The sequence below is a fragment of the Leptospira perolatii genome (assembly GCF_002811875.1).
Lineage (GTDB): Bacteria > Spirochaetota > Leptospiria > Leptospirales > Leptospiraceae > Leptospira_B > Leptospira_B perolatii.
In genome coordinates this window covers 423,268-448,960 of record NZ_NPDZ01000002.1, presented here as the reverse complement: position 1 = coordinate 448,960, position 25,693 = coordinate 423,268, and the positions used below count along the sequence as shown (strand labels likewise).

The window sequence follows — 25,693 nt, the reverse complement described above, 5'->3', positions numbered from 1 at the left end:
TTTTTGAGAAAGGTTCCTTGGAGAATTTCGGATAAATCGCGAGGATCAGGGGGAATTTCCTGTAGGAGCTCCTACAGGAATCGGCTCAGTAAAAATGCTTGCAAAAAAGCAAGATTTTTGTTACAGGCCGGGTACCACCGCTGACGCTCCGGCCCCCACCCAACCAGGGCGGGGCCCTATCCCCGCATGTTCGTTCCTACTACGGATACAATCTTTCCATCATACGAGGAAATGGTATGCATTCTCGGACATGCTGAAGTCCGCAGATCCAGGCGATCAATCTTTCCAATCCTAGTCCGAATCCGGAATGCGGTACCGACCCGTACTTTCGAAGTTCCAAGTACCATTCGTAAGATTCCAAAGGAAGATTCTCCTCTTTCAGTCTTTGCACAATATTCTGATAGCTTTCTTCTCTCTCGGATCCTCCGATGATTTCTCCGACTCCGTCCGGTGCGATCAAATCCGCGTTCAGTACCGTTTTAGGGTTCTCAGGATTTACCTTCATGTAAAATGCTTTTGCTTCCCTCGGATATTTTTCGATGAAAACCGGTCCACCATGTTCCGTGGTAAGCATTTGTTCCCTTTCCGCGTTGATATCGTCTCCCCAGACGATATCCTCCCCTTTCGATTGTAGGAATTCCAACGCGTGATTGTAATCGATCCTTGCAAAGGGTCGATCCATATAAGCCAAAAGTGGCTCAGGATCTCTTTCTAAAACCTTTAGATCGTTCCTGCAGGCTGCAACTGTCGCTTTTACTACAGTCTTTACAAAATCTTCCTGCAATATTAAGTTTTGGTTATGGTCTGCGAATGCTACCTCTGCCTCGAACATCCAAAACTCAGTGAGATGTCTTCTAGTCTTGCTTTTCTCCGCACGAAATGTCGGACCAAAACAATACACCTTGCTGTGCGCAAAAATGGCGGTCTCTAAGTACAACTGGCCAGTTTGCGCAAGGTAGGCGTCTCCGAGATCAAAATATTTGGTAGAAAATAGAGTGCCCGCAGATTCACCGATCGAACCTGTCAAAATAGGGGTGTCGATCAGTGTGAACTGATTCTCGTAAAAATACTTTCTGATCTGAAAGCTAAGCTCATTACGAACTCTTAATATAGAAAGTTGTTTGCTGGATCTGAGCCAAAGGTGCCTTTGAGAAAGTAAAAAGTCGATTCCGTGCTCTTTCGGAGTGATCGGATAATTTTCAGAATGTCCGACGATTTTGTAAGATTCCAGAACCAGTTCGTACCCTATCGGAGACTTTTCGTTTTTCGCCAAAGTTCCGAGGATCTCAATTGAAGTTTCCTGTTTTAAGTGTTTAATTTCCTGAAAGGATTCTTCACTTAACAATTCCTTTTCAGCGAGTACCTGTATAATTTTCCCGCTCTCTCTAAGGCTCAAAAATTGTCTGGCATTGCTTCCTCGGATTCCGTGCACCCAACCTCGGACCTGAACCCGTTTCCCTACATTCTCGGATAGTTCGTTTAAAGTAATCGTCTTTGCCTCGGACATAAACGTATTTTAGTTCCATCGTATTGTGTGAAAGGATTATTTTCGAATGACATCCATGCTATAAGTAAAATCCTGATTCTATGGCTCCGATCTTACTGGATGGAAAAAAACTCTCTCAAAAAATCAAAGATTCCATTTCCCAGGAAATATCCAAAATGGTTTCCTCTGGGAAAAAACCTCCCAAGTTGGCTACGATCTTGGTCGGAAACAATCCGGCCTCGGAAACCTATGTAGCGATGAAGGTCAAGGCTTGTCATTCCGTTGGAATGATTTCCGAGAAAATCGAGCTCCCGGAAACTACGAGCACGCAGGAACTACTTCAAGTAATCCGCAGACTGAATCAAGATTCGGACACCCACGGAATCCTTCTGCAACACCCTTGCCCGCCGCAAATCGATGAAAGAGCCGCATTTGATGCGATCGATTTAAAAAAAGACGTCGACGGAGTTACGACACTCTCCTTTGGAAAACTTTCCATGGGCGTAGAAACCTATCTCCCCTGCACTCCCTACGGAATGGTACTTTTACTCAAAGAATACGGAATCAATCCGGAAGGAAAATCGGCCGTCGTCGTAGGAAGGTCTGCAATTTTAGGAAAGCCAATGGCTATGCTTCTTTCCGAAATGAATGCCACTGTTACCATTTGCCATTCCAGAACCCAGAATTTGTCCGAGGTAGTCCGTCAGGCAGATATCGTCGTCGGTGCGGTAGGAAAGCCAGAGTTTATCAAATCGGATTGGATCAAGCCAGGTGCGATTTTATTGGATGCAGGTTATAATCCTGGCAATGTCGGAGATATAGAAATCTCCAAAGCCTGGGAAAAATCTTCTTACTATACTCCTGTCCCAGGCGGGGTCGGTCCCATGACGATTGCAGTCCTGCTCTTGCAGACTTTGTATTCTGCAAAAGATCACTTTACACCGCCGCTAAAATGAAAACCATGTATCTCTAATGGCTATCAGTTTTGACGAGTGCTTTCAGACCTATCCGCCGTTTTCTCCCCCTGCAGATTTGGAAGAATTCTGGTCCGAATCCATCAAGGAGCTGAAAGGCTTTCCGATCAAAAACCAGACGAAAGCACTTCTCAAAGGCACGATTCTAAAAGAAACCATCTACGATATCTCCTTTCAATCCTACAGAGGAATCACCCTTACAGGCAGTTTGGTGATCCCGAGAAAAAGAGGGGATCTTCCGGTCATAGCGTACTTTCACGATTATGCGAAAGACAGACCACAAATAATGAAAGGATTTACCGAGGCCGGAATCGCGCAGCTCATCCTGGACTTAAGAGGTCACGCTTCCCAATTAATTCGTCCGGTTCTCAAAGAAGGAGAAATTCCTGATCCGGATTGGACGCCTGGCTATTTCCGGAGCGGATTGGATAACAGAGATTCATTCTTCTTAAAAGGAATGTATTTGGATGTACTCCGTACGATAGAATTCATTCGCCTAACAGACGGGATAGATGGAGACAAGATTATCCTAGCCGGAAAATCGTTGGGGGCTTCTTTGGCACTTTTTGGTGCGGCTTTTTCCAGCAGGGTAAAAGCTCTTATATTAGAAACTCCTAATTTTTGCCACATCGACGACAACCAATTGAAATTGGGAATGAGCTGGACCAAAGAGATCAACGACCAACTAGCAAATTCGAAAAGTAAAAAATCGGCATATAAGAAAAACCTTTCTTACTTCGATTCCCTATACTTTGCCAAAAAGATAAAGATTCCTACGATGGTTTCGGTAGGAATGGAAGATAGAGTCTCTCATCCTAAATCGGTATTCGCACTATTTAATCATTTGGTTTGCGACAAGAGAATGCAGGTATATCCGACCGAAGGAAACCACGCAGGAATTATAGGCGACAAACAGAATTCCGTGAACCTGGAATTTGCAAAGGAAATCTTATTTCCGGAATGAGGGAGGTCCGATTTCACAATTCTCTTTCTGGAAAAAAGGAAACATTCACTCCTTCTGATCCTAACAAGGTAACGGTATATTCCTGCGGTCCGACCGTATATAACTTTGCTCATATCGGAAACTTGAGAGCATTCTTATTCGTAGACTTATTGCGAAGATCCTTAAAAGCTCTCGGCTATCGAGTAGATATGACCATGAACATCACCGATATCGATGACAAGATCATTCGGGATTCGATCGCTCAAAAGCTTACGATCCAAGAATTTACTGCACCCTGGATCAAAGCATTCCAAGAAGACATTCATACTTTAAACATAGAACCTCTGGAACATTATCCTAGAGCCACAGAGTCCATTGAATCCATGGTAGAAATGATCCGTAGACTTCAAGATAACGGCTTTGTTTACGAAAAAGACGGAAGTCTCTACTACTCGATTTCCAAATTCAAAGGATATGGAAAGCTTTCTAAAATCGATATCACCGGGATGAAATCCGGAACTAGATACGATACGGATGAATACGAAAAAGATGATGTTCGAGACTTTGTACTTTGGAAATATCCTAAGCAGGAAGGGGAACATTCTTGGGATACTTCTCTAGGAAAAGGGCGTCCAGGCTGGCACTTGGAATGTTCCGCCATGATTCGAGACGTCTATCATTCCGGTGTGGACATTCATACTGGTGGGGTCGACCTTCTATTTCCGCACCATGAAAACGAGGTCGCACAGAGCGAAGGCGCCTATCCGGGAGAATCCTTCGTAAAATATTGGCTTCACTCCGAACACTTGTTAGTCGACGGAGAAAAAATGTCCAAGAGCAAGGGAAACTTTTTTACTCTCAGAGATTTATTAGAAAAAGTGAAACCTTCTGAAATAGTTTCTCACGCAAAATCGATCCGATATTTGCTGATTTCTTCCCACTATCGGACTAAGTTAAACTTTTCGATCTCCAGATTGGAAGAGGCGAAAACCTCCGTAGCAAGATTTCAAAACTGCATAGATCGTCTTCTAGAAGAATTAGAAAAGTTTCAAGTAAAGGCGCCAATCCAATCGATTGACCTGGGTGGAGAATTTCAGAACTGGTGGGAAGAGTGTCTGGATTCACTCGCGGACGATTTAAACATTTCCAAGTTTTTAGCGAATTCGTTTGACGCGATCAAGAGAATCAACTCCGCTCTGGATTCGGGTGAATGGAAAAAAGAAAATCTTCAGCAATCTCTGGAGTTCCTTCGCAGAATCGATTCCATTTTGGGAGTTCTCCATTTTCAAAAAGAAGAAATTTCTGCAGACGAACATATAGACGATCTAGTGCTTCAAAGACAAGAAGCCAGAAAGAACAAGGACTTTGCAAAAGCTGACCAGATCCGAGACCAATTGCAATCAATGGGAATTGTACTCGAAGATACGAAAGACGGTCTCCGCTGGAGGAGAAAATAGCTCGCTCGGACTATATATTCGGGAAAAGGAATGTTTCCGAAATTCTGGAAAGTTCCTACAATTCAGAGGAAGAATTTCCCATCCAGGAAATCTGGATCAAGTCTAGCCCTAGTAAAGAAATCAAAGATTTATTATCCAGGCTTCCCAAATCCGTAAAGGTAAACGAAGTTTCCATTTCCAAACTCGACCAACTTTCTTCGGGTGCAAATCACCAGGGGATCGTTGCATTGCGTACTCTTTTGCACAAGGGAGATCGCAAATCCTTTGAAGAACATTTAGAAACTTGTAAAGGACCAGTCTTGATTCTAGACAGAATCCAGGATCCGGGAAATCTAGGAAATATCCTAAGAACCGCAGAATGCTTCGGCGTAGAGACAATTCTGATCCCGGAAAGGGAATCCGCCGGCATAACTCCGTTAGTCGAAAAGATCGCCTCAGGAGCGTTAGCTTACCTAAAAGTATTCAGAGTCGGAAATTTGGCCCAGGTACTGGAAAAGCTCCAAAAGAAAGGATTCTGGATCGCATCCACTTCGGATAAAGGAGAGGAAGATTGGTCCAAACTCCCACCTTGGGAAGAGTTGGCGATCATCGTTGGAAACGAAGGAGAAGGAGCAAAAAGAATTTTGCTGGAGAAATCTGATTTTGTATTACGAATCCCATTGCACGGTCATATCTCTTCGTTAAATGTTACAGTAGCTACTGGGATTATACTGGATCGACTTAAGAATCGAGCCTAAGTCCAAATCAACGGCCTTTGTCGGATTAATTTTTCTTTCCTCACCAGCGTAATTTCTGTCCGCAAATTTACTGCTTGCGGATTTATTCTACTAGATACATTCTTTTCCCAATATGAATAGATACAAGCGACCTAACTCTAGCTATCTTGGAATTATTTTATTGATTATTAACCTAACGGTTTTGAACCAATGCCAAAATTGGGAAGATTTTAAAAAGCACTTAAAGCCTCCAGAGCATAAATCCTTTTTGGAAAAATATACAGATTATATTACTCTCGCCTATTTCGCAGAACAAAATCACGCGCTCTATCGATACATCCCGATTAATGGCCAACCTGCGAGTTCGATCAATGCAGATCAGTTTGCAGATCCTTACTTCAATCGAAACAACTCAATGAAGAAATTGGTTTTGGTTCACGGATGGGACTTCTTGGAGAGAAATAACCTCCCCCCCACAGACAAATTTACGAAAGTGAGCAATCTTCTCGGTACCTGGGGACAAGCATTAGGGATGGTGAATACGAATGTCGCAAGCGTACAAACCTACGAGATCTATGTTTTTACCTATCGCACCTCCGACTTTGTGGAGAATAACGGCAGAAGATTCATCGATACTTTAAACTTGTATTTCAGTTCTACGGATACAGTAATCATCCTAGCACATTCGATGGGAGGACTCGTAACAAGATCTGGCCTGTACCATACGAACAATGTCGTAGATATCATCGACAATGTAGTTTCCTTAGGAACTCCTTATTATGGTTCACCTTTCGCTTCCAGTTCTTACCAGTCTTCCAATTTATCCGTGTTAAGTCAGCTAGTCGGATTTATGACAGGAACCGAAGGAGGCGGGAACCTCGCCTATACGAATGGAGGATTGGTCGCAGGAGCTACGGTTGTGCCATTGGCGGAAATTATTTCCGGCGCACAAAACTTTTATCTAGAAAACTTAATCGCGCAAAGCTCCAAGGACGGAAAAGTATCCGCGTACTACGGAGACATGGCATGTAATGATATGGACAGCACTGCCATTTACACTTCCGGGTGCACTTTTCTGAATGGAGGGAGTCCTTCTTTTGGGGCCACGGATGGAATCGTGACTACAACTTCCGGTCACATGAACGGTCGTTTTGGGGCAAGGGCTTTTGCAACCACCTTTGACCACGCACAGCTTTCCTTCAGAAATTCGAATACCACAAATGCTACGAATCATTTTACTACTGTGATTGGGTATATAGATGGTCTATAATAAAATCATAATTCTAGGAAACCACTTTTTTGCTGCATAGCTAAATGCTGCAATATTTCTCCATGGTGGAAATTTCCAATCAAACTGTTACTTCCGGAAATTTTGTACGAACTGTTTTCTTTCCTCTGTTCGTATTCTTTTGGATCTGCTTAGAAGGATGTTTTACAACCTCTGTGATGAGCAGGCAGTACTGGGCAGGCCAATACGCGCAAGATACTGCGCCATTTCTAAAAGAACAAATCCTGGAAATCAAGGAATTCTATCTTTCTAAGAACGCATTCGTTTTTTTAGTAAAGACAGGAAGGTACAACTTAGAGCAAGACGGAATCCAATCCTTTGCCGAAAAGACGATCTGTATTCCGATCCGATCTGGTGATAACGGATTTTATCCACGGCAAATAGAACTGTACCTGAGACCTGACTCGGACCACTGTACAGAAGTAGATCTTACGCCGAAATTGAAATTCGAATTAGAAGAAATTCCAGAGTTGTCCAACGGGATTTGGATCAGAGAGTTGGATCTGTTTCTGACACGAAAATCTGGGTTAATTTCGGATATGAATCCTTTTCCAGATCCGGATCAATTCGGTCGCGCGCTGTACGACCAGCGCAAAAAAGTCAGGATTTCGCCTCCTTCCCTTCGATTTCTGGAAGGGAAGAATGTAACTTCCGCATTTCTGTTCTACGAAGGATACAATCTTCATCTGGGATTGTTACTAGATTCGAATCAGGTGATCCGATTCGGAAATGGTCCCCGGAGTTTATATAGAAAAGCCGATGGTGAACCTCTTTGGTTGACAATGGATCAAATTTCAAAAAAGGATTTAGAATATCTTGAAATTCGAAAGCTCCAGCTTCCGAAAAGTGAAAGGACTTTCGCAGTTCTTCAGGAAAAATTTGATCCTAAATCTTCAACCTGGAAATTAGAAAGCAAAATCTATCGAATCAAAACTCTTCCGCCTAACTATTTAGATGGTGTCATATTTAGAGCCGAGCCACTGAATCTATCCCGAATTCCTAAATCTGGAGGAGGTTGGTACGCTCTTTTATATCCGATCTCAGTTCCTTTGGATATCGTCACCTCTCCTCTTCAGCTGATTTCTATCTTGATTCTCGGATTCGACGGTCATTTGTGGCTCTGGAATTGTTTGCTCGGTGGAAGTTGTAAAACTGCTTTAGGTTAAAGATTTTCGAATTCCTCCGCAGAAATCCTGTCTTGCCTCAGAATGCTTCGAGGTGTACCTATTGCTAGTTCTTTGTGATTAGGAACAATGGCAGTTAGCGTATCCGAACCAACTATTTTAACAAACTTAACGTGGCTTCCTTCCTAAAATAAGCTAAACTTTGGCTCGAAGCTACGTATCGCCTTTTGCAATTGTTCTTTTCTGGATTCGAAAGAATCATACGGACCAGTGGCTTCTATTACATAAATAGATTTTCCTTTCACAAAGAAAGCGGCAAAATATTGGTAGTCTCGATTCCCGTGACGATACACCGATAGAAATTGTTTTCCGTCCAGTCCAGAAGAGGTCTTGATGCCTTCTTCTTTTAATAATTTATATCCCTGCTGCTCCATATGCAGCTTCATGGATTGAGACCAGAGGGACAGGTCCGATTGGGGTTCGTTGGGAACTTTTTCTACGAGAACTCTGACTCCATCCGGAGAGATAGATCTCCATTTAGACCAACCATTGTCTGGATATTGTGCAAATCCCTCGGGGGTATCGAGTGAGAACGAAGCGCACTGCACTAACGCAGCAAGAACGACTAAATAAAGCAAGATGAATCGCACTCTTTGAAAAGCATAAGATATATTATAATTTTTCAATATTCTTTTCATTTCAAAATCTCTCCAGTAAAGATTCTATATTCCGGATCTGCATCCATGGGAATTCCACTGGCTTTTTCGGAGTCATTTGCTGAGGAGCAATCAATCTAAAGCTTAGGTTGCAACGAATGTTTGCTGCCATTTCACTGTAGTAATTCAACTCTCCTTGCAGTTCTTCTAATTCGTCGACAGTATCGTTGATCTCCGTTTCCACTTCCAAAATTTGTACGAATTCGCTTTCGTCCAGCAACTTGTAAAGTTGCTCTAAATGCTTTCTCTTGGCTCCGATTTTTGCTCGGAGGTCGGTCATCTCCCCTCCGACATTGGTTCTCACGATATTTCTTTGGATCACTAGTCCATCACCGGCCGCAACACCAAGTACATCTTCCAGCGGAATATCCACAGGGACACTCACCGTAACATCCTGATTGCTCATTCGGATAAGCCAGCCGCCCTTCTCTTTCACATAAGAAAGGAATTTGTCCCGAATCTGCTCTGGTCTTACAGATTTTACAATCAAGGTGGCTTCTATCGTTTCTTCCTTTTTCGAACTCGTGTCCTTAGAAGCAGAGTCTTGCGAAAGCAGTGCACCGTTAAAAAGCGGAGCTAAAAAACCAAGAGAAACTAGAACAATCGCCAAAGCGATTTGAAATTTAGGTCGGAATATTGATAGATATTTCATAGTGCCCAACTCAATATAGGATCTGACATTTCCAATGTCTGAAAGGATTGCATTACGGAAGCTTCATGTTGCTTAAGAGAATCTGCAGTCGGGAAAAAAGCCTCGGCGACATGTATTCTCTTTCCGGAAACGTGCACTAACAGAAAGTAATAGTTGATGTCTAAACCGTTTCGAATTTCCACCTTCATAAAACGCGCGGATTGCTTTCCAAAATTAGGCTTTGATTCTACGATTTTGAACCCTCTTCGCTTCATTTCTATTTCTAACGCCTTACCCCAGAAAGTTAAATCCCCACTCGGATAGTTTTCCGTCATTCCGACCCGAATGCGAGTGTTATCCGGAGCTACCGCGAGAATATCAGATTTCGGTTCGCTGAACAACCCAGGAAGAAAATCATCCGCGTAATCAAAAAATCCTTTAGGAATTTCTAATGTAAATCTTCCGGTCGATCTCAATGTTCTAGAAGTCGGACTTATGCTCGAAATCCAGGCAAAAGGAGAAGGTTCAAACAAATCCAACCTTTCCGCAGGTTTTGTTTGCAAAAGCAGAGTAATCGTAGATAGGTCGGCTCTCGTCCGAAGGTAGGAAATCCTCGCGACAAGACCGTCGATTTCTTCCGTGAGCCTTACGATCTCTTTTAGAATTTTTACTCTTTCTTGAACGCTCGCGGTTCTTTTAAGCAGAACATACAAACGATCTCTTGCTTTTTCCGAAGACTTCAATCGGGTGGAAGTGTCTTGGAATTCTTTCGTAACATCGCTCGCCGAAATATTTCTAGAAATCACGTCTCCGTATTTTGCAAACTGGAGTAAAGCCTTGTCGAAATCCTTGACCGGAACTCGGACTACGATTCGCATTCTTCTATCTTCGATTGAGCTCTCCGCTTTTTCGATAAACCCACCGAGCTGAACGGTTGCCTTGGTCACCTTGTCAAGAACCGATTCTGGATCAGAGACCACAATTGTGAGCTCCCCCATATAAATCACCAGTCTCTCTTTTTCCTTTGGTTTCGGTGGAGGAGGAGCTTCGCCATCAGTCGTCAAAGCGTCTATATTTCTACCCTTACTACTAGCTTTTCCATCGGCAGACGTGGCGCGCTTGCGAGAGTCGGCACCGGGCTTGTAATATCCTCCGCGCGATGATCCAGTAGAGTCGGAAACTCCCTCGGGAGAACTCTCTTCAGAGTATTTTTCACGGAATAAAGGACTAGCACTGCACTGTACTAGAAGTGCAAGACTAACAAGGAATGTCGAAGTTACGACAAGTTTCTTCATGGGACACCTTTTGTAGAAGATTCTTCCAAAAGGTAAAGCAGTTTAAAGTCTTACTTTTATACCCATTTCTCTCAGATTTTCTTTGGTCTCTCGAATGGTGAATTCCCCAAAATGGAAGATGGAAGCCGCGAGCACTGCGTCGGCTTTTCCCCTGAGAATCGCCTCTACCATGTGCTCCGGATTCCCCGCTCCGCCACTGGCGATAATTGGAACCTCTAGGTTGGAAGAAAATAATTTCAAAAGTTGCACATCGAAACCGTTCCTGGTTCCATCTCGGTCCATCGAGGTCAGCAAAATTTCCCCTGCCCCTTTTTCCTGGGCCTCTTTTCCCCAATCCAATGCCTCTCTTCCGGTTTCGGTTCGTCCCCCGTGAAGATATACTTCGTATCGATTCCTTTCTTTATGAAATTTGACATCGATCGCGCATACAATACACTGAGAACCGTAAATCTCCGAAGAAGCTAACAATAAGTCCGAGTCCTGGAAAGCCGCAGTGTTGATCGAAACCTTATCCGCGCCTTTTTCGAGTACTGCCTTTACGTCCTCTAAAGAACGAATCCCTCCGCCAACAGTAAACGGAATAAAGATCCTTTCTGCAATTTCTTCCACGAGGTGAATGAGGATCTCTCTTTTATCGCTAGACGCAGTAATGTCCAAAAAGCAAAGTTCATCCGCAAGACTCTGTTCATACGCGATGGCGGATTCCACAGGATCTCCTGCATCCACCAGGTTTACGAATTGTACACCCTTTACGACTCTCCCCGCCTTGATATCCAAGCAAGGAATGATTCTTGCGGTTAGCTCGCTCATCCTATCTTTTCGGGTAACTCCACTTTCGTTTGATCCCAGGAAGACAGCTCTTTTGCTAAGGCAAAAATCTTAGCTTCGCCTAATTCGGATGCGGTGACCTGCAAACCAATCGGCAATCCTTTGGAGTCCTTTCCAATCGGTAGGGAAAGCGCAGGAACTCCAGCAAGATTGACCGAAGTAGTCAAAATATCCGCCTTATACATTTGGATCGGATCTCCGGTCTTTTCTCCCACTTTAAACGCTGTGGTCGGAGAAGTTGGCTGTAAAATCAAGTCTACCTTGGTAAAGAATCCTTCGTACTCTTTACGGATTAAAGCCCTTGCCTTCTGCGCCCTTCCGTAATAAGCGTCGTAATATCCTGCAGATAGCGAGAATGTACCGAGTAGAATTCTCCTTTTTACTTCCTTGCCGAATCCTTCACTGCGACTCGCTACAAACAAGTCTTCCAGCTTTCCGGTAGGATCCTTTCTGACACCGAATCTGATTCCATCGAATCTGGACAAGTTAGAGGAACATTCCGCAGTCGCGATAATATAGTAGATCGGAATCGAATAGCTCAATTTAGAAAAATCCAATTCTATGAGCTTGGCTCCCTTTGCTTCCAATTCTTTTAACGTAGATTGATAAGCGCTGGCAACGTCCGGCTCTATTTCAGGACCTAGTTTCATTACTCCGATCCGAAGTTTAGAAATATCTAATGCTGGCAACTGATTAGGCTCAAAGTGAGACAGATTTCTGGAAGTCGCATCTTTCGAATCTTTTCCAGAAATGATGGAATGAATATCGATCACTCCTTGGATATCGTTCGAAAGCGGCCCGATTTGGTCCAAGCTAGATGCGTAAGCAACCAGACCGTATCTAGAAACAGTTCCGTAAGTAGGCTTCAATCCGAATATCCCGCAGAGAGAAGCCGGCTGACGAATCGATCCTCCGGTATCGGATCCCAAAGCCACCGGAACCATGGAAGCCGCAACCGCGGCTGCAGATCCTCCCGAAGATCCACCGGGAATTCTAGAAATATCGAACGGATTTTTGGTTACTTGATAGGCAGAATTTTCAGTGGAAGAACCCATCGCGAACTCGTCCATATTCGCCCTAGGAAATAGTACAAATCCCTTTGCTAACAGTCTCTCGACCACGGTAGCCGAAAAAGGTGATTTATAATTTTCTAATATCTTGGAAGCGCAAGACGTGATTGTATCTTTGATACAAATATTATCTTTGATTCCGATCGGAATTCCGTCAAATTCAGAAAGCGCCTTGCCGGATTTTCTTCGTTGCGTACTTTCTTCCGCCGCCTTTAAGATAGAATCCTTTTCCAGGGCCAGGAATGCTTGCACTTTAGAATCAAAAGTTTCTATCCTTTCGATGAGCGACTTCGCAACTTCAGTCGGAGTAAATTCCCCCGAATTTAAACCTTTTTTGATTTCCGAATACTTCAATTTCCAAAGAGATTTCATGTCTCGATCACCTTAGGAACGATAAAATATCCGTTTTGAAAAGTAGGAGCAAAGGATTCGATTTCCTTTCGAGTTAAACCCTCCTGAATTGCATCAGGACGAAATGAATTTTCATGATTCGGTATCAAATCATCTTCGGAAATGGAACTAACGTCCAACTCCTTAATCGTATCCACGTAATTTAGTACTTTATTAAAATCTCCCAGAAAAGATCCGACTTCTTCTTTAGAAATCTTTAATCTAGCAAGCTCAGCGATTTTGTTCAGCGAATCTTCGTTTAGATTCATTGGGTAGCATCTCCCTTCCAATTAATACGCATTCTTATCCATTACTCCCTTGAACGGAGTCAGTAGAATGATCTTGATATCCAACCAGAATGTCCAATTCTCTATATAGTAGATATCGGCCGCGATCCTTTCTTCAATCGAGGTATCGCCTCTCAGACCCTTTACCTGGGCGAGGCCGGTAATACCGGCTTTGACAGCGTGCCTTCTCATATAATGGCGATGATCGCTTTTGAACTTTTCTACAAAATGTGGTCTTTCCGGACGGGGTCCGACCACGGACATATCTCCCAAGAGCACATTAAAAAACTGAGGAGTTTCGTCAAGGGAGAGCTTTCTGAGGATCTTACCAATTTTGGTGACCCTAGGATCATTCTGGACCGTCCAAGTGGTCTCCGACTGAGACTTTTCTTGAGTGACCATGGTCCTGAATTTGAACATATTGAAGCTTTTACTATCCAAACCCACTCTCTCTTGAAAATAGAAAATCGGTCCAGCAGAAGTGAGTTTGATCGCCAGCGCCATCAGCAGATAAAACGGGGAAAATAAAGTAATAAACGCGAGCGAGAAGGCGATATCGAAAATCCGCTTTAAAAATCTGTTATAACCCAGGCGAATCGGAATATTACGGATGGAAATGACGGGCAACCCGTCCATCTCATCGACTCTACCTTTCGCCTTTATGAACTCTTGAAATCCCGGAATTACTTTTAGATCAATTCCTTCTGTATCACAAGAATCTAATACGTTTTGTAGAAAATCACCTTCGGTATGTCCCATCGCATAGACAACCAGATCCGGCTTGACTTCGAGTAAAATCTTTTCGAACTTTTTAGCCTTTCCTAGTATTTTCATTTCCTTTCGGATCGGCTTAGACTCCTCTCCTCCGACATAGCCAACGATTTGGTACCCGTAAATCTGATGTCTTTGTACCGAGTCCGCGAATCTGGAAGCAGTTTCCCGAATTCCGATCACGAGTACTCTGCGGAGGTTATATCCTTTTTTTCGCATATACCTTAGGATCTGTCTTGTTATGAAATGCAAAAAGGAGATCGAAAATATATTGGTTCCTGCAAATGCAAGTATGAAGGATCTGGAAAATCTCTCGCTACCGAAATCTCCGCGGAAAAAGAAGAGCACGGATAAAACGATCAATAAGTTTAAAAAGACTCCTCCGAAAATCGGCAAAAACTCATCCGCAAAGGACAAGCCTCTGCGAGGATGATACAGATCTATAGAAAGATAGACTGATATCTGGATAAAAGAAAGTGCAAGGGAAAGAATTATATAACCTTGCAAATCGATATAGAGTCGATCCACTCCACTCGGATCCAAAATATAGAATCTTAGAAAATATGCAAATACGCAGCTTCCCAACGAAAAGATAAAGTCTAGAGAAACGAAAAGCAGTTTAAAAGTTTGGCTTCTTTCTTTTAACATAATATTCTTACTGCGAGCTTACGCCCTCCGTATATCCCGACTGAAACGGCCTTTTCCTGAATCGGAACAATCTTACCCTCGTTAGCTGAGAAGTATCTTCCTGACCAAGGGTAAAGTCCGTCAAGGAAACGGAAAAAAATACGGATTGGTCATAAAAGGTCACCTGGCTAGAAGCGTTAGTTCCACCTGGAACTCCCCTCAAGTCCATACTATATCCCAATCTAAAATTCCACGTGTGTAGATTATATCTTAAAATCCCCATAAACCTGTTTATATTCAAAGCAGTAGTTTGTCTGCTCTGCTGTCCGTTTAAGCCGGTTCCGTTTACAATATCCTGACCGAAACTTGTAGGAGTTCCATTCATAGTGGTAAACGGTGCAGTGGGATCTTGACCCAAAACGTAACGGTTATAATAGTAGTTATCCGTTTGTCCGGTGTATCTCCAAGGCTCGGTCACCCTTGAATCCAGCTCGGATTCGAATCCTAGGAATCTGTTAATGTCAATATTCGCTTTTATGAATATTCGATAATTGTCCACTGCCGGAGCAGAGTACACGTGGTACCAAGTTCCTCCGGCCTCCAATTCTCGGATATAACGAATTAAAGGGAATCGGAACCCTCCCAGCTTATAGGACAAAGTTAGGTTATTGGACAAAGGCTTTCCGAGCGGCGTGTGATAAACGAAATCGTTATTTACGAAGATTCCGGTAAAAAAGCTCCTCTTCCTTTCCAGCAAAGTAGCCTTTCTTTTTCTGAACCCTTCCAAAAAGTCCACGTATCCTGAAAATCTTAAGACAGTAAAATACCATCTTTCCTTGTTCGTAGGCTGAGGTTGATAATCCGGGGAAAAATTTCTGAGGTCGCGGATGGATCTCAAAGAAATTTCAAAATTCTCGAACGCATAACTTTCCAGGGAAAGTTCCACTTCGTGTTGTCGGTTCTTCATAAGCACCGGATCCTGAAGCTCCGGTTTCTCAGCTTCTAATTTGCGATAAGTTGCATTAAAGAAAAAAACAGGTGCTCCAATTCTAAGATTCGTGTTCGTGCGAATGTACTGGTAGCTCTCTCTCGCCAAGTATCTTTCCAAAGAAGTAAAACTCGCAGGAGTCGTTCCACCTGAGGTCGGTAAGGTGGCAGATTGTTTTTTAGCTCCGTAATAAACGTTCGGAGAAAACGAAACGTAGCTGCCCAGACTCATAGCAGTCCGGAACCCTGTTTCACCTTGTATAAATGTTTGGGTTCTGAGTAGATTTTCTTTATAATCTCCGAAAGGGTCTTCGTAGCTTCCGTTTGGAGCGGCGACCCTTAACTTTTCTCGAACCGGTGCTCCATAAAATCTGAGTAAGGTATTTGTCAAATAAACGTCCCAATACACCGGCGCATCAAAATAAGGTAGTCTTCCGATCTCGGAGGAATTTTTGACCGTTACGGAAGGCAAGACATCTACAGTAGGAAAATAGCCAGACTTATCCTGCGGTGTCAACAGATAGAAGAGCATGTTCCTCTTCATATTGACGTTTACGGAAAGATCTCCCCTGTTTTCGGCGTAATCCAACTTCCATTCTAAAGTGTTCCGGATATAACCATATCGGACATCTCGGAAAGTATATAAAGAATTCAAAGAGTTGTTAGGCTGGTATCTATTTCCGTACTCATATTCAAAAAGCCTGTTGGAGTAATTTTCATACTGGAGAGAGATGTTCCGGGTGACGTCTTTTTCCGTATTATAGGTTTTTGAATTTAGAAATATCCTCGCCTTCCACCAAGGCTCTGTGTCCTCTCCGATTTTTCGGTAGGGCAATCCGGAGTTAGGAATCAATTCGCCTCTATCTACTTGATTCGTAACCGCGGTCGTTCCCAATCCTAAGTTTCTAAACCTATCCTCGAATGCGTTCGTAATCTGATAATTCTTGTGGTTTGCGTAGCCTACATCGATCAAGTAATTCAAACTTTGAGATTGCTTCCACATTTCGAGCTGAAACGCCTGTCCGGTTTTTTCGTAAAAATCTGCTCGGAACTTGTAACCCATCGGAGCCAATGACCAGGAAGGGATCACCGACCATTGATAGGAATTCTGCAAAAAGAACCCTTGGGTATTATTCTTTCCAGCCTGGGTCAACCAACCGTTTCCTAAATTACTATTATATAATACAGGTAACCAGAATACAGTCGTGCTTCCTACCTGGTAACGGACATTCGTGGCGAGTACCGTCTTGTCCTCGTAAACAACTACCTTACTTACTTTGAAAGAATAATGAGGTTTTTCTGCGTTACACGCCGTGAAATACCCCATTTCCAGCATGTATCTTTTATCATCTAACTTTTTGATCTTTTCTCCAAAGAAGTATGCCGGTGCAATAGATCCCTTGGTATGATAAACGACTCCTTTATCTAACTTGTAGTCGTATATGAACTTATCTCCCTCGATCTTTGCTCTTCCGTCGTTGAACTTGATCCCGCCTTCCGCATAAATCTCTTGTCTATCTGCGTCGACCGAAATGGTTTCGGCTTCTAAAACTCCGCTCCTAAGTTTTAGGCGAACCCGACCTCTCAATACGAGAACCCCGCCCTTTGTTTTGTCGACGCGAACCAGCTCTCCCTCAGCTGCATTTTCAATGACGAGTGGGAGGTCCTTCTTGGGAGCCTGGGGCAGATTGACTTCAGGCTGCGCAGTTTGCTCCGCTTCTTCTAGCGCGGCCTTCAATCTTTTCCGGCGAGTATAAATAGAGCCTTCTTTAGAAAGTCCTAGGTTTTCGAGCTGCTCGTCCACTTCCCGTTCGGTCAAATTTTCGATGGACTTTTGGAGCAATCGATTCCGAGTTTTGGTAATCGTTTTAGGTTGGTCTTCTTCCTTGGATTCGGAGCTAGGAAACGGAAATGGCGGATCCGCGGACTGAGCCCACATCCCACAAGGAAGTAGAAGAGCAATTGTGATTGTGCGGAGCCAGTGACGCATTCTGATCAGAGTCAAAATATCCGTTCCGCTCAGGCCTGCATCAATTTAATTTGTAGAATGCAATGACGCAAAGCCCTAAAAGGATCCGGTAAACACCGAATACGTCGAAAGTATGGGACTGAACGTATTTTATAAAGAGCCGAATTACCAAAATGCAAAGTAAAAAGGAAGCCAGAAATCCAAAGGCAAGCACCGGCAAGTTCTCGGCATTCAAGATATTTCTATATTTGTAAAGTTTATAAGCACCCGCACTCAACAAAACAGGGACTGCTAAAAAGAAAGAAAACTCAGCTGCGTGCTTCGCATCCTTTCCAAGAAAGCGTGCGGTCACAATGGTGGCCGCGGACCTAGAAACTCCTGGAATCAAAGCGAAACACTGAAAGATTCCGATCAGTATAGAATCTTTTAAGTGCACAGATTCAGGTGGCTTTTTTTGGGAGCTCCTACGAAACCAAGCCTCCGATCCCAAGATCAAAATTCCACCGACCACCCAAGCCGATCCTAGGATCAGCAATAGATCATTCCTTGCTTTGATCGTATCAAGTTTATCTTTCAATAGGAATCCGGCTAGTAAAATCGGAATGCATCCGATCAAGATCTGAGAGATGAATAAGATCCCTTCCGGATTCTTTTCCTTTTTCAAAAGATACCGAACACCAAAACGGATCTGGTTGGTAAATCTTTGGTGGTATAAAACCAGGACAGAAAGAATCGCTCCACTCTGTATAAAGATATCAAAGAGATCGTCGAATTCGGCTCCCGTTCCTTGTCCGGAAAATGGAAAGAAGGAAGAAAATAGGAAAAGGTGCCCTGTAGAGGACACCGGAAGAAATTCCGTAATCGCTTCAATAACGCTACGGATAAGAGCGTTTAGGAAAGAATCCAAACTTCCTCTAAAACGTGTTCGTTATTTTCCTTCGGAGGACTTGTTTTCCTCCGACTCAGGAAGCACGATCTTAGTATTCAAATAAGCTTCCAAATCAAACTTATCGTTATGCTTGATAGTCACGCCTTCTTTTACGCGCTCCAAAACTTTTGGATAAACTTCCACGGATCTGCGGCTCTTAATCTGAGCTCTCGCGAGCAGCAAACAACGATCAATCGGAAGTGCGTTCACTTCTGCGTTGCGTTTGCGCAACTCCTGGCACTCTGCTTGGGCTTCTTCTTCCGTGATCTTCAATTTGCTTTCGATTTGTTCTGCAATGTAAAGATTCGAAATCAATTGCATCTCTTGGAACTTTAAGATTTCCTTAATATCTGCTCTTTTGGTGAATCCGTTTTTGTCTGCGACGATTTTGATCATCAGCATCTGACGATAACGATCGTAGAACGTTTTTTTCTGAAACTCGTCTCTCAAAGGACGCATTTGTTCAGGAACTTCCGCTGCGTCTTTCGAGATAAACTCCAGGATGTTTTTCTTTTCTATGTTTTGTGTACGGCTTAAGGTATCGATGGCGGTTTCGTAAGATTTTTCGAAATTCTTAACAGTGATCTTTGTTCCGTCTAGGGACTCGATGACCGGCGATCCATCGCCGCATCCGATTTGAAAGAAGGTTGCTATGAAGAATGTAATTACAACAAATACGCGTTTCATTTATGGAATTTCCTGATCAAAAAGTAGGGACTGCCCTTGACACGTCCATTACTTTTTCTCAGGCTGCATCTCGGTCAATAGGTAAACCAGATTCGAGAGTTTTTCCTTTTGGGAGGCTTTGCCCGGTCTGTAGAGCAGAACGTTCGGTTCCCTCGGATTCATAGTCAGACCTACCTTTGCAGAAATTAACTTTACAATTTGATCATAGTTGCCCCTGAAATGAGCTCCCGATTTCATCCGAATCTCTTCTCCGATTTCCGTAACCGATTCGAAACCTAAAGAGGAAGCTAGAGTTCTGATCTTCTCTAGAGACAAAAAGGTCTTTGCTTCTTCCGGTGGTTCTCCAAATCGATCTGTCATTTCCGTAGTAATCTCTTCGATCTCGGCCAGGTCTCTTGCGCCCTCTAGTCTTTTGTAGAATTCTATTTTTTGTCTAGTATCCGCAATGTAAGATTCCGGAATGAAGAAATTGGTTTCCAAGTTGATCGCTGTTCTGACTTCAATCGGAATCTCCTCGCCTTTGATTTTCGCGATCGCTTCTTCTAACATTCGGACATACAAATCGAATCCTACTTCCATAATATCGCCGGATTGCTCTTTGCCGAGAAGGTTCCCTGCTCCACGGATCTCTAGATCTCTCATGGCGACTTTGAATCCTGAACCTAACTCTTGGTACTCATAAATTGTATTGAGCCGTTTTTCTGCGTCTTCCGTAACCACTCTGTCTCTAGGCAGCAGCAGATAGGCATACGCCTTTCGGTCGCTTCGTCCGACTCTACCTCGAATCTGATAGAGTTGAGAAAGTCCGAATAGATCCGCTCTTTTGATCAAAAGAGTGTTTACATTCGGAATATCTATGCCGGATTCTATAATCGTTGTGGTAACTAGGATATCGTACTTTCGTCCGTAAAAATCGAGTAGAGTCTCTTCGATCTCGTCTTCGGTCATTTGTCCGTGCAACACACCGATTGATGCTTCCGGTACTAGTTCATTTAAGTATTTAGTTTCTCTTTCAATAGATTCCACTCTATTATAAAGATAGAATACTTGTCCGTGTCTTTCCAGTTCTCTTCGAATCGCATCTCGAACCAGATCGTCGTCCTCTTCTAAAACATAGGTTTCTACGCTTTGCCTATTTTTGGGAGGAGTTGCAATAATCGACAGCTCCCGAATCCCAGTCAATGCCATGTGCAAAGTTCTAGGAATCGGAGTCGCAGTCAAAGTAAGCACGTCGACGAGATTCTTTATTTTCTTAATGGATTCCTTATGATTCACACCGAACCTTTGCTCTTCGTCGATGATTAACAAGCCTAGATTTTTCGGGTGAACCGATGAAGACAAAATCGCGTGTGTTCCGATCACCATATCCACCTTTCCGGCGGAAAAATCCGCCAAAGTCTTTCGGATCTCGCCGGCGGTCTTTAGCCTAGATACCAGTTCCACACGAATCGGATAATTTTCGAATCTCTTTTTAAAAGTATTATAATGTTGTAATGCAAGGATTGTAGTGGGAGCCAAAAGCATGCTCTGACGTCCCGCCATAGAAACCTTGAAAGCCGCACGAATCGCGACTTCTGTTTTTCCGTAGCCCACATCTCCGCAAATCAGTCGATCCATGGGCCTTGGAGATTCCAGATCCTTTTTGACCGCTTCGATTGCGTCTATCTGATCCGGTGTTTCTTCGTATTCAAATTCCGCCTCGAACTCTTCCTGATAAATCGTATCCGGAGGAAAAGAGTATCCTTGCAGCTTGATTCTGTTCGAATACATTTTTACGAGATCTTCCGCGAGGCCTTCTACCGCCTTTTGCACCCTTTCTTTTGTCTTTTTCCAGGTGCTCTTTCCTAGACTATCAAGCCTTGGTCTTTCGGTCCCGCCTACGTACCGTTGTACGAGCGAAATTTGGTCCAAGGGAACAAAAAGAGAATCGCCTCCATGATATTCTAATTTTAGAAAATCCCTTTCCTTTCCTCCAGCGTTCACTCTTTCGATCTTTACGAACTTACCCACACCGTGATTGACATGAACGACGTGGTCCCCTTCCTTCAGATCCAGGAAGCTTTGGATCGCCTTGCTACTTTGTTTTTTAAATCTAGTTTTTCTTTTATACTCTCTTCCGAATATATCGTTTTCGGAAAGTATCAAAAGTTTCTGCTCTTCCCAAACAAACCCGTTTCTGATTTCGGAAACTACCAAAAACAGATCGTCAGAGTCCGAGGCGGAAATTTTAGGAAACTCGATAGGCTTTGGCTCTCCGTTTTCGGAATTTAAAAGACGAATTCCTTCTTTCTCGAATAGACCCTGCAATCTTTTCGTCTGAGCTTCGAAGGAAGAAGTGAGCAGGATTCTCCAGCCGCTCTCTTCTCTCAGCTGCCGAATCTTTTCCCGAACTTCTCGTATCTTTCCTTTAAAGCCGGGAGTTTCTTTTAGAGGCGAAGAGAAATCTCTATCCTTTGCAGGAGGAAGCTGGGAGAAAGATACTCCTTCCAGATTCTGGATCGCGTCGAATTCCTGTCCCATAGAAAGCAGATTTTCAGGAGGAGAGCAAAGAACTTCTGTACTTCTTTTTTCATAGAGAGTGTCGTACTCCCTTTTCAACTGAACAAGCCTTTCCCTAACTCCATTTGGATCCGTAAAAATCAAAAGTGGTCGTTTTCGAAAGTAAGATAGAATTCCGGTATTTTCCCGGATCAAAGGAATCAATTCCTCAAAGTAGGTTCCGCTATTTGAATCCGGAATTTCGGGCAAATGCAATTTTTGGTCTGCTTTTGCGATCGCTTCTCTATACTTTGCCTTTTGCTCTTCGCTAAGTATGTATTCATCTGCTGGAAGTATAACAGTTTTATCTAAAGTAGCCAAGGACCTTTGCGATTCCGGATCGAAGGTCCGAATCGACTCGATTTCATCTCCAAAGAAGTCAATTCGAATTGGCTCAGCAGAAAAAGAAGAGTAAACATCCAGGATGCCGCCCTTTAAACTGAACTCTCCGAATGCCTCGCAAACATCGGTACGGTGGTATCCGAGCGAAACAAACTCCTTCAGAATTTTCTCCAAAGAGATCGTCTGTCCTACGTTAAGCGAAAGAGTCCTTCCTTTCAGAACTTCGGAAGCGGGCAGTGTTTTCAAAAATCCTGAGACAGAAGTAAATACTAGAACATTTTCTCCGGATAGAATCTGCGCGATCGCCTTGATCCTTTCCCTCTTCATTTCCTGAGGATACCTCATGTATTCGTAAGGTAGCACCTCTTGCCCCGGATAGAAATACGATTTGGTCTCCTGCAAAAAGCTAAGCGACTCTCTTTGCAAAAACTCTGCTTCTGTGTTGGTAGGACTGATGACTACTATAGGAGAATCGGAGGCTTCCTTGAGAACGCAAGATAACAAAGAGTGCGCCGAGGAAGGCACGGATCCGATCCTTAAAAATTCCGCTTCCGATTTTTCCCGAAGTGAATTCATCCAATCCAGCAACGGAACTTTCCAATCCAAATTTTTTTGGACAGATTTGGCCATTATAAATTCCTAATTTACCTGAACCGTAAGATTGTCGATTAGTCGAACTTCTCCGACAAAGGCGGCGACCGCCAAAAGAATTTCTCCTTTCAACAAGGAAAGATCCTCCAACGTATTGGCATCCACAATTTCCAGATAATCCGTGCGAACCGCAGAGGAAGAATCCAGAACGTCTTGCATTACTGTTCGAATTTCTTCGGGATCTTTCTCTCCTTTTTTGATCAGATTCTCTCCCAATCGCAAAGCCCTAGAAAGCAAAAGAGATTCCTCCTTCTGTTTTTCAGTGAGTCTTGCGTTTCTAGAACTGAGAGCCAGGCCCTCGGGACTCCGAACCGTATCTACGCCTATGATTCTAATCTGGAATCCCAACATTTTACAGAATTCTCTGACCAATAGATATTGCTGATAGTCTTTCTTTCCGAAGTATGCTGCATCCGGTTCCACAGTATGAAACAATCTGGAAAGGACCAATAAAACTCCTTCAAAATGCCCTGGCCTAGTAGTAGCGTCTAAATTTTTCATCAAGGACGGAATCCTCATCTGAATTTCAGGAACACCCCCCGGATAAATGGTTTCTTTATCCGGGAGATAGACCAGAGAAACTCCGGCTTCTTTACAGATCGCTAAATCTCCTTCGGTATTGACCGGGTATTTTTCGAAATCCTTTGGATCGTTAAATTGCGCAGGATTTACAAAAATAGAAACTACCGTTTTAGAATTTTCTAATGCTGATTTACAAAATAAAGTGGAGTGTCCTTCGTGCAGGAAACCCATTGTGGGCGCAAAACCCACATTCTCCCCCTTATTTTTCCAAGAACGGACAATTTCTGTGACTTCTTTCGGATCCTTTGAAACAAGCATATTCTTCTCAGCTTACATTCTATTTTTTAGGCAGACGAATCTTTACGGAATTTCCGTGCTCCTCATCCAATCCCTCGAACTCGGATAGCACTTTTACGTGAGGATATAGTTTTTCCAAAGAGTTTTGGGTGACTTCTTGGTACGTGACTCTTTTTAAAAAAGTCATCACTCCTAAGGAGGAATAAATCCGACTCGCTCCGGCGGTAGGCAAAATATGATTTGTTCCGCTAATATAGTCTCCCATAGCAACTGGAGAGTACGGCCCCAGAAACACAGAGCCAGCGTGTTTGATCTTCTGAAATAATTCTTTGTAATTCTTGGTCTGAATTTCCAAATGCTCTGGCGCGAATTCGTTGGAAAAAGCAACACAAGATTCTAAATTAGAAAATACAAATATTCTTCCGTGCTTTTCTATGGATTCTCTTTTCATTTCTCCGCGCTTTGGTCTTTCGTTGAGAGCCTTTTCGACTTCAAGAGCGACCTTATCTGCCAGAGTTTTAGAATCAGTACAAAGAATCGCAACCGAATCCTCACCGTGCTCTGCCTGCGAAAGCAAATCGGCGGCCACCCATTCCGGATTCGCAGAATCGTCCGCAATCACAAGTACCTCGCTAGGACCAGCGGGACTGTCTATGCCAATCACACCGAGTCCGTTCAAATAAATCTTGGAGGCAGTTACGTATTTGTTACCGGGACCAATGATAAATTCAGAACGAGGAATCGTTTTTGTACCGTACGCAACGCTTCCGATTCCTTGCGCACCGCCGGTCGTAATAATTGCGTCTGCGCCGGCGACTTTTGCAGCTGCATAAAGACCATCTGGCAATCCACCTTTTTGGGGAGGAGTCACGATTTGAACATGAGGAACTCCCGCTATCTTGGCCGGAAGCACACCCATTAATATAGTAGACGGATACAATGCTTTTCCACCGGGGGCATAGACCGAAACAGATTCGATTGGAGTATAACGAATTCCTAATTTATTTCCTGAAACGGTTACGTCAACAGGCTGAGGAATTTGCGCCGAATGAAATGTAAGGATATTCTCCTTTGCTTTTTCCAAGGCTGCTTGTAAATCTTTGGGCACTGACCCCTTCCATTCGGAAACAGGGTAAAAAAAGCGATCCACTTCCAGCCCATCAAATCTTTTGGTGAATTCCTGAACCGCAAGATCTCCTCGATCTCTCACGGCTTCCAATATAGGTTTTACGATCGGAATCGTATCGCTTAAATCTTCCTTTGCCCTGGACAAGACCGAGGAAAGATCCGCTTGGTTTTTTTCCCCTACGATCGTGATAGAAATGCCCATACTTGCCATTTTTTTTCTTTGCGAACTCTTCGCATCCCGAAAATCCTGGGGATTCCTGGAAGGAAGTAACCTAATGAAACTGTTTTGTTTGAATTGCAACGGGATTCGATCCTCTTGGGAAAAGGGCTTGGGAAAGATGCTCAAGTCAGAATCACCAGATATCGTATGCTTTCAGGAGACCAAGGCCCAACCAGACCAGCTCTCTCCCTCTATCTGGGAAGATTTAGGTTACACCGCGCACTTTCACTCTGCGGAAAAAAAAGGGTATTCCGGAGTCGGTCTCTGGACTCGGTTGGCTCCCAAAAAAGTAACCATCGGATTAGGGATCGAAGAGTTCGACAGAGAAGGCAGGAGCATTCTCGCAGATTTCGGGGATTACGCAGTTTGGACTGTCTACTTCCCTTCGGGAACTACCGGAGATGTTCGCCAAACACTAAAGATGCGATTTTTGGACGAGTTTTTGCAAATTGCAAATAAACTAAAAAAGAAGCATCCAAAACTTTTGCTCTGCGGAGACGTGAATATCGCTCATACCGAAATGGACATTCACGATCCAAAAGGAAATGCGAAATCGAGCGGATTTCTGCCAGAAGAAAGGGCTTGGGTTACTAAATTTTTAGAGACCGGTTGGATCGACAGTTATAGATACTTATACCCAAACAAACAGGAGTATTCGTGGTGGACTTTTAGAGCAGGTGCTCGGGGAAAAAATAAAGGCTGGAGAATCGATTATGTTTTTGTTACTCCAGAACTTAAGAATTCTTTAAAGTCTTTGGAAATAAAAAAGGAGCCGATCCTTTCGGACCATGCTCCTCTCATCGCGAATCTTAATCTATGAT

21 protein-coding genes and 1 pseudogene are annotated in these 25,693 nt (G+C 43.4%); 7 read left to right on the top strand and 15 right to left on the bottom strand.

The features are described 5' to 3' along the window. Window positions 1–199: 199 nt before the first annotated feature. On the bottom strand, window positions 200–1,507 hold the full coding sequence (gene asnS, locus CH373_RS05765) for an asparagine--tRNA ligase (protein WP_100713140.1): 1,308 nt from the start codon (window positions 1,505–1,507) through the stop codon (window positions 200–202). Window positions 1,508–1,587: 80 nt separating this feature from the next. Here asnS and folD point away from each other — a divergent pair, with 80 nt between their 5' ends. From folD to CH373_RS05735, 6 genes are all read left to right on the top strand, one after another. Then, window positions 1,588–2,442, top strand: coding sequence for a bifunctional methylenetetrahydrofolate dehydrogenase/methenyltetrahydrofolate cyclohydrolase FolD (gene folD, locus CH373_RS05760; RefSeq protein WP_100713139.1), 855 nt, complete (start codon window positions 1,588–1,590; stop codon window positions 2,440–2,442). Between the two features lie 16 nt (window positions 2,443–2,458). Beyond that, window positions 2,459–3,424: an acetylxylan esterase gene (locus CH373_RS05755; protein WP_100713138.1), complete on the top strand. Its 966-nt coding sequence runs from the start codon at window positions 2,459–2,461 to the stop codon at window positions 3,422–3,424. Further along, on the top strand, window positions 3,421–4,860 hold the full coding sequence (cysS, locus tag CH373_RS05750; RefSeq protein ID WP_100713137.1) for a cysteine--tRNA ligase: 1,440 nt from the start codon (window positions 3,421–3,423) through the stop codon (window positions 4,858–4,860). Before CH373_RS05755 ends, cysS begins: the two co-directional genes overlap by 4 nt. Beyond that, window positions 4,845–5,597: a 23S rRNA (guanosine(2251)-2'-O)-methyltransferase RlmB gene (rlmB, locus tag CH373_RS05745; protein ID WP_165778787.1), complete on the top strand. Its 753-nt coding sequence runs from the start codon at window positions 4,845–4,847 to the stop codon at window positions 5,595–5,597. The genes cysS and rlmB overlap by 16 nt, the downstream gene beginning before the upstream one ends. Before the next feature lie 112 nt (window positions 5,598–5,709). Further along, window positions 5,710–6,846 carry an esterase/lipase family protein gene (locus CH373_RS05740; protein ID WP_100713135.1) on the top strand — a complete coding sequence of 379 codons (1,137 nt, stop codon included), beginning with the start codon at window positions 5,710–5,712 and terminating at the stop codon, window positions 6,844–6,846. Window positions 6,847–6,890: 44 nt separating this feature from the next. Then, entirely contained in the window at window positions 6,891–8,030 is a 1,140-nt protein-coding gene (locus CH373_RS05735) for a hypothetical protein (RefSeq protein WP_100713134.1), read from the top strand. On the opposite strand, the pseudogene CH373_RS18560 reads toward CH373_RS05735, so the two are convergent. From CH373_RS18560 to hisD, 14 genes and pseudogenes are all read right to left on the bottom strand, one after another. Further along, window positions 8,027–8,161: pseudogene (locus tag CH373_RS18560) on the bottom strand (type II toxin-antitoxin system HicA family toxin); the annotation flags it as partial. The gene CH373_RS05735 and the pseudogene CH373_RS18560 sit on opposite strands and share 4 nt — an antisense overlap. A 12-nt stretch (window positions 8,162–8,173) precedes the next feature. Continuing rightward, window positions 8,174–8,686 (bottom strand): hypothetical protein, encoded by a 513-nt coding sequence (locus CH373_RS05730; RefSeq protein ID WP_100713133.1) that lies wholly within the window; start codon window positions 8,684–8,686, stop codon window positions 8,174–8,176. A 1-nt stretch (window position 8,687) separates the two neighbouring features. Beyond that, on the bottom strand, window positions 8,688–9,356 hold the full coding sequence (locus CH373_RS05725; protein WP_100713132.1) for a DUF4349 domain-containing protein: 669 nt from the start codon (window positions 9,354–9,356) through the stop codon (window positions 8,688–8,690). Further along, window positions 9,353–10,630, bottom strand: a complete 1,278-nt coding sequence (locus tag CH373_RS05720; protein WP_100713131.1) for a DUF4349 domain-containing protein — start codon at window positions 10,628–10,630, stop codon at window positions 9,353–9,355. The genes CH373_RS05725 and CH373_RS05720 overlap by 4 nt, the downstream gene beginning before the upstream one ends. Window positions 10,631–10,672: 42 nt before the next feature. Then, window positions 10,673–11,440 (bottom strand): imidazole glycerol phosphate synthase subunit HisF, encoded by a 768-nt coding sequence (gene hisF / locus CH373_RS05715; protein ID WP_100713130.1) that lies wholly within the window; start codon window positions 11,438–11,440, stop codon window positions 10,673–10,675. Further along, complete coding sequence (gene gatA / locus CH373_RS05710) at window positions 11,437–12,900, bottom strand: Asp-tRNA(Asn)/Glu-tRNA(Gln) amidotransferase subunit GatA (protein ID WP_100713129.1); 1,464 nt, start codon at window positions 12,898–12,900, stop codon at window positions 11,437–11,439. The genes hisF and gatA overlap by 4 nt, the downstream gene beginning before the upstream one ends. Continuing rightward, window positions 12,897–13,187, bottom strand: a complete 291-nt coding sequence (gene gatC / locus CH373_RS05705; protein WP_100713128.1) for an Asp-tRNA(Asn)/Glu-tRNA(Gln) amidotransferase subunit GatC — start codon at window positions 13,185–13,187, stop codon at window positions 12,897–12,899. The genes gatA and gatC overlap by 4 nt, the downstream gene beginning before the upstream one ends. Window positions 13,188–13,208: 21 nt before the next feature. After that, window positions 13,209–14,624: an undecaprenyl-phosphate glucose phosphotransferase gene (locus CH373_RS05700; RefSeq protein WP_100713127.1), complete on the bottom strand. Its 1,416-nt coding sequence runs from the start codon at window positions 14,622–14,624 to the stop codon at window positions 13,209–13,211. Window positions 14,625–14,631: 7 nt separating this feature from the next. Continuing rightward, on the bottom strand, window positions 14,632–17,580 hold the full coding sequence (locus CH373_RS05695; protein WP_100713126.1) for an LPS-assembly protein LptD: 2,949 nt from the start codon (window positions 17,578–17,580) through the stop codon (window positions 14,632–14,634). Between the two features lie 40 nt (window positions 17,581–17,620). Beyond that, window positions 17,621–18,466, bottom strand: coding sequence for an undecaprenyl-diphosphate phosphatase (locus CH373_RS05690; protein ID WP_100713125.1), 846 nt, complete (start codon window positions 18,464–18,466; stop codon window positions 17,621–17,623). Window positions 18,467–18,487: 21 nt separating this feature from the next. After that, a complete protein-coding gene (locus CH373_RS05685; RefSeq protein ID WP_100713124.1) occupies window positions 18,488–19,174 on the bottom strand; it encodes a lipoprotein LipL31 in 687 nt (228 codons plus the stop codon). A 48-nt stretch (window positions 19,175–19,222) separates the two neighbouring features. Further along, window positions 19,223–22,630 carry a transcription-repair coupling factor gene (gene mfd, locus CH373_RS05680; RefSeq protein ID WP_243393282.1) on the bottom strand — a complete coding sequence of 1,136 codons (3,408 nt, stop codon included), beginning with the start codon at window positions 22,628–22,630 and terminating at the stop codon, window positions 19,223–19,225. Between the two features lie 63 nt (window positions 22,631–22,693). Further along, the gene (gene panC / locus CH373_RS05675) at window positions 22,694–23,545 is read right to left on the bottom strand and encodes a pantoate--beta-alanine ligase (RefSeq protein WP_100713122.1); all 852 of its coding nucleotides are present in this window, start codon (window positions 23,543–23,545) and stop codon (window positions 22,694–22,696) included. Between the two features lie 19 nt (window positions 23,546–23,564). Beyond that, the gene (gene hisD, locus CH373_RS05670; protein WP_100713121.1) at window positions 23,565–24,854 is read right to left on the bottom strand and encodes a histidinol dehydrogenase; all 1,290 of its coding nucleotides are present in this window, start codon (window positions 24,852–24,854) and stop codon (window positions 23,565–23,567) included. Window positions 24,855–24,927: 73 nt separating this feature from the next. Between hisD and CH373_RS05665 the strand changes: the two genes are divergently transcribed. Further along, window positions 24,928–25,692 carry an exodeoxyribonuclease III gene (locus CH373_RS05665; RefSeq protein WP_100713157.1) on the top strand — a complete coding sequence of 255 codons (765 nt, stop codon included), beginning with the start codon at window positions 24,928–24,930 and terminating at the stop codon, window positions 25,690–25,692. Window position 25,693 lies beyond the last annotated feature (1 nt).

Excerpts from the sequence above, each read along its gene's own strand:
- asnS (WP_100713140.1), bottom strand. The coding sequence starts at position 1,507 with ATGTCCGAGGCAAAGACGATTACTTTAAACGAACTATCCGAGAATGTA.
- folD (WP_100713139.1), top strand. The coding sequence starts at position 1,588 with ATGGCTCCGATCTTACTGGATGGAAAAAAACTCTCTCAAAAAATCAAA.
- CH373_RS05755 (WP_100713138.1), top strand. The coding sequence starts at position 2,459 with ATGGCTATCAGTTTTGACGAGTGCTTTCAGACCTATCCGCCGTTTTCT.
- cysS (WP_100713137.1), top strand. The coding sequence starts at position 3,421 with ATGAGGGAGGTCCGATTTCACAATTCTCTTTCTGGAAAAAAGGAAACA.
- CH373_RS05740 (WP_100713135.1), top strand. The coding sequence starts at position 5,710 with ATGAATAGATACAAGCGACCTAACTCTAGCTATCTTGGAATTATTTTA.
- CH373_RS05735 (WP_100713134.1), top strand. The coding sequence starts at position 6,891 with ATGCTGCAATATTTCTCCATGGTGGAAATTTCCAATCAAACTGTTACT.
- CH373_RS05730 (WP_100713133.1), bottom strand. The coding sequence starts at position 8,686 with ATGAAAAGAATATTGAAAAATTATAATATATCTTATGCTTTTCAAAGA.
- CH373_RS05725 (WP_100713132.1), bottom strand. The coding sequence starts at position 9,356 with ATGAAATATCTATCAATATTCCGACCTAAATTTCAAATCGCTTTGGCG.
- CH373_RS05720 (WP_100713131.1), bottom strand. The coding sequence starts at position 10,630 with ATGAAGAAACTTGTCGTAACTTCGACATTCCTTGTTAGTCTTGCACTT.
- hisF (WP_100713130.1), bottom strand. The coding sequence starts at position 11,440 with ATGAGCGAGCTAACCGCAAGAATCATTCCTTGCTTGGATATCAAGGCG.
- gatA (WP_100713129.1), bottom strand. The coding sequence starts at position 12,900 with ATGAAATCTCTTTGGAAATTGAAGTATTCGGAAATCAAAAAAGGTTTA.
- gatC (WP_100713128.1), bottom strand. The coding sequence starts at position 13,187 with ATGAATCTAAACGAAGATTCGCTGAACAAAATCGCTGAGCTTGCTAGA.
- CH373_RS05700 (WP_100713127.1), bottom strand. The coding sequence starts at position 14,624 with ATGTTAAAAGAAAGAAGCCAAACTTTTAAACTGCTTTTCGTTTCTCTA.
- CH373_RS05695 (WP_100713126.1), bottom strand. The coding sequence starts at position 17,580 with ATGCGTCACTGGCTCCGCACAATCACAATTGCTCTTCTACTTCCTTGT.
- CH373_RS05685 (WP_100713124.1), bottom strand. The coding sequence starts at position 19,174 with ATGAAACGCGTATTTGTTGTAATTACATTCTTCATAGCAACCTTCTTT.
- mfd (WP_243393282.1), bottom strand. The coding sequence starts at position 22,630 with ATGAATTCACTTCGGGAAAAATCGGAAGCGGAATTTTTAAGGATCGGA.
- panC (WP_100713122.1), bottom strand. The coding sequence starts at position 23,545 with ATGCTTGTTTCAAAGGATCCGAAAGAAGTCACAGAAATTGTCCGTTCT.
- hisD (WP_100713121.1), bottom strand. The coding sequence starts at position 24,854 with ATGGGCATTTCTATCACGATCGTAGGGGAAAAAAACCAAGCGGATCTT.
- CH373_RS05665 (WP_100713157.1), top strand. The coding sequence starts at position 24,928 with ATGAAACTGTTTTGTTTGAATTGCAACGGGATTCGATCCTCTTGGGAA.